Source organism: Flavobacterium sp. (assembly GCF_023151265.1).
Classification (GTDB): domain Bacteria; phylum Bacteroidota; class Bacteroidia; order Flavobacteriales; family Flavobacteriaceae; genus Flavobacterium.
Window position 1 is genome coordinate 1 of sequence record NZ_JAKLJH010000180.1, and the last position, 4,128, is coordinate 4,128.

Below are 4,128 nucleotides of genomic sequence, written 5' to 3' on the forward strand. Positions count from 1 at the left end.
AAGTGGTACCGTTTTTAATTATATTTCAGTAACAACTTCTATTTCTGTGATAAATGAAGGCAATAGTTTTAATTTTATTTTCACAACAAGTCAGCCTGTTCAAGACAATCCTTTAGTTTTTAATTTCACATTGAATAATGGAAATTTTAATTTGGCTGATTTTTCAGGAGTATTGAATGTTTCTATTCCTGTAGGACAATCGACTGGACAAGCTAATGTAACAATAATTGATGATGGTTTAGATGAAGGAGATGAAGAAATGAAATTTGTTTTTCAACCACTTTCATCGGGCTATGTTGCTAACAATAATAATATTATTTACAGAGTATATGATGCAAATTTTGTAGTTCAAGCATTTGGAACACCTTTAAATCCTACTTACGGAATTGTAGTTCCTTCTATTCCAGTTGGATATTATGATTCGTTAGAAGGTTTGTCTGGAAGTTCATTAAAGCAAGCACTTCAGGATATCATTGCTAATCCAGCAGTTGTTAGGGCTCATAATTATGGTGATATTGAATTTATTCTAAAAGAAGCAGATAAGAATCCATTAAATTCTAATCAGGTTTGGCAAATGTATGTTGAAAGTCCTAAGCCAATTTTAGATTATCAAACAGGATCAAGTAATGTTGGAGTTTGGAATAGAGAGCATATTTTTCCGCAATCAAGAGGTGGATTTTCTGGAGGAACTTCATCTAATGCAGATGGAATAAATGTTTGGTTACCAACAAATGCTAATGATATTTTAGCAGGACATGCTGATGCACATCACTTAAGAGCAGAAGATGGGGTAGAAAACTCAACAAGAAGTAATAAAGACTATGGTTCTGATTATAATGGACCAACTGGAAATCAAGGTAGTTGGAGAGGCGATGTAGCAAGAGCATTGTTCTTTATGGCGGTTAGGTATAATGGGTTAAATTTAGTTAATGGAAATCCGTCAGATACATCAGGAAATCAAATTATGGGCGACTTAGCATCCCTTTTAACATGGAATACTGCAGATCCAAGTGATGATTTTGAAATGAATCGTAATAATTACATCTACACTTGGCAAATGAATCGAAATCCATTTATAGATCACCCTAATTTAGCGGATTATATTTTTGGAGCTAATTTTGGACAACCTTGGTTTTCTAATTTATCGACTCAATCTCCAATTGAAAATAAAGTAGCTGTTTATCCAAATCCAGCTTCAGAATATTTAATTGTTTCAGGTTTAGAAGGAAGTTCAAAAGTGGAAATCTATACCATAACAGGGCAATTAGTTCAAACTGAAAAATTTGATAACGAAACCCGCATCAAATTAGATTTAAATGCTGGAATGTACCTGGTTAAAGTTACCAATGGCGTTCAAAGTACCACCAAAAAAGTCATTGTAAAATAGACTTTTTTCTGTTTAGAAGAAATGTTAAAATGAGTTAAAAATTCCTAAAAGCATAATTTTGGCAGTATTATTGGGTTATTAATACAAATAATTATTAAATTTAATCACTATGGAAACTAGTAAAAACAGAATAGCAACGCTTTTTGGGGTATTAATTTTAGTATTTATGTTGGTAGTGCCAACAGATGTTTTTTCGCAAGGACCACCGCCTTGGGCTCCAGCTCATGGATATAGAGCAAAAACAAGACACATTTACTTTCCTGACCAAAACATGTATTATGATATCCAAAGAGGAAATTACATTTATTTCAACAACGGAAAATGGTCGGTAAGTGTAAAAGTTCCTTCAATTTTTGTTGGAATTAATTTAGGTAGAAGTGCCCAAATTGAATTGGATTTTTATGGAGATAGACCACAACGTTATAATTATTCGCACAAAACAAAATATAAAGTAAAAAAACACAAAGTTAACCACCATCACGGCCATAAACACAATAAAGGTAATGGTCACCCAGGAAAAGGGAAGGGGAATAATGGTAAGGGAAACGGTAGATAATAAAAAAGGTCAGATTTAAATCTGACCTTTTTTGTTTTATATTCCTGCTATTTCTTTTAATTCTTTAACGAATCTTTCAGCTAAAACATCCGCTTCTGTTTGTGTTGGAGCTTCTGTGTAAATTCTAATAATTGGTTCTGTGTTTGATTTTCTTAAATGCACCCATTCGGTTGGGAAATCAATTTTCACTCCGTCAATAGTAGAAATGTTTTCTGATTTGTATTTTTCGGTTAACGTAGCTAAAACATTATCAACATCGATTTGAGGTGTTAACTCAATTTTGTTTTTACTCATATAATATTGAGGAAAACCAGCTCTAATTTCAGCAACCGTTTTATCTTGGTTAGCCAAATAGGTTAAAAATAAAGCTGCTCCAACAATACTATCTCTACCATAGTGTGATGATGGATAGATAATTCCACCATTACCTTCACCACCAATGATTGCGTTGGTTTTCTTCATTAATTCTACCACATTTACTTCTCCCACAGCACTTGCTTGATAGGTACCACCATGTTTTTCTGTAATATCGCGTAAAGCACGAGAAGACGACATATTAGAAACTGTATTTCCAGGAGTTTTTGATAAAACGTAATCCGCAACTGCTACTAAAGTATATTCTTCTCCAAACATTTCGCCATCGTTAGAAATGAAAGCTAATCTGTCAACGTCTGGGTCAACTACAATTCCGAAATCAGCTTTTTCTTCTACAACTAATTTGCAAATATCGCCTAAGTGTTCTTTTAAAGGTTCTGGATTATGAGGGAAATGTCCGTTTGGTTCGCAATATAATTTTATTACTTCAACGCCCATCTGTTCTAATAAATTTGGGATAATAATTCCACCCGATGAATTTACTCCATCAACAACTACTTTGAATTTTTTAGTCTTTACCAAATCAGCATCAACCAAAGGCAATTCTAATACTTCATCAATGTGAATATCCATGTACGCATTGTTTTCTGTAACTTCTCCTAACGAATCTACATCAGCAAAATCAAAAGCTTCCGCTTCTGCAATTTCTAGAATTTTTGCTCCATCGGCACCACTTAAAAATTCGCCTTTTGCATTTAATAATTTCAAAGCATTCCATTGTTTTGGATTGTGCGAAGCTGTTAAGATAATTCCGCCATCCGCTTTTTCCATTGGAACGGCAATTTCAACCGTTGGAGTAGTGGATAAACCTAAATCGATAACATCAATTCCTAATCCAACTAATGTATTCACCACCAAATTATGAATCATGGGTCCCGAAATTCTAGCATCTCTACCAATGACTACTTTTAGATTGTCTTTTGCAATGTTTTGTTTTAGAAAGGTTCCATAAGCAGAAGCAAATTTCACCGCATCAACTGGAGTTAAATTATCACCAACTTTTCCACCAATGGTTCCACGAATTCCTGATATTGATTTTATTAATGTCATTATTTTAGTTTAAAAGTTATAGGTTTAAAAGTTTAGTAGTAAACCAAATTGTGTCACAAATATAAAAAGTTAGAAATTGGAATTCATCAAAATTTAGAAAGATTTTTATATATTTACTCTTGATAATTATGTGTAAACAAAATCACCAATCCTTTTAAACTTATAAGCACATAAACTTTTAACCTTTTCCAACATGAATTTTCTCGCTCATATTTATTTGTCTGGTGAAGATGATTTTGTCAAAATTGGCAATTTCATGGCAGATAGTATTCGAGGTTCTAAGTATTTAGATTATCCAAATTCACTTCAAAAAGGTATTTTATTACACCGACATATTGATAGTTTTACGGATTCGCATCCAATTTATCGCAAAAGTAAACATCGTTTGCACGAAAAATACGGACATTATTCCGGTGTGATTATGGATATTGCTTACGATCATTTCTTAGCGAAAAATTGGAGTAAATATTCCAATGAAAAATTAGAAGATTACGCTGCTGATTTTTACAAATTGATGCAAGATAACTACGAAATCCTTACCGAAAGAACAAAAGGAATGTTGCCTTATATGATAGGACGAAATTGGCTAGTAAGTTATGCAACAATCGCTGGGTTGGAAATGATTCTTTTTCAAATGGATTATAAAACCAAGCATCGAGCACACATGCAAGAAGCGATCGTGGAAATTCAAGATTTTTATACCGAATTTGAATCGGAATTTTTTCAGTTTTTCGAGGAATTAGTACTTTCGTGCCAACAA

4 protein-coding genes are annotated in these 4,128 nt (G+C 33.0%); 3 read left to right on the plus strand and 1 reads right to left on the minus strand.

The genetic code is table 11. The features are described from left to right. Nucleotides 1–1,387, plus strand: a 1,387-nt coding sequence (locus L6Q46_RS12925; protein ID WP_291284654.1) for an endonuclease, incomplete at its 5' end; no start/stop codon positions are given. A 109-nt stretch (nucleotides 1,388–1,496) separates the two neighbouring features. After that, nucleotides 1,497–1,943, plus strand: coding sequence for a hypothetical protein (locus tag L6Q46_RS12930; protein WP_291284655.1), 447 nt, complete (start codon nucleotides 1,497–1,499; stop codon nucleotides 1,941–1,943). A 36-nt stretch (nucleotides 1,944–1,979) separates the two neighbouring features. On the opposite strand, the gene glmM is transcribed toward L6Q46_RS12930, so the two are convergent. Then, nucleotides 1,980–3,368, minus strand: coding sequence for a phosphoglucosamine mutase (gene glmM / locus L6Q46_RS12935; protein ID WP_291284656.1), 1,389 nt, complete (start codon nucleotides 3,366–3,368; stop codon nucleotides 1,980–1,982). A 193-nt stretch (nucleotides 3,369–3,561) separates the two neighbouring features. Here glmM and L6Q46_RS12940 point away from each other — a divergent pair. Beyond that, nucleotides 3,562–4,128 (plus strand): acyl carrier protein phosphodiesterase (locus L6Q46_RS12940; protein ID WP_291284657.1); only part of this gene is annotated, 567 nt, incomplete at its 3' end.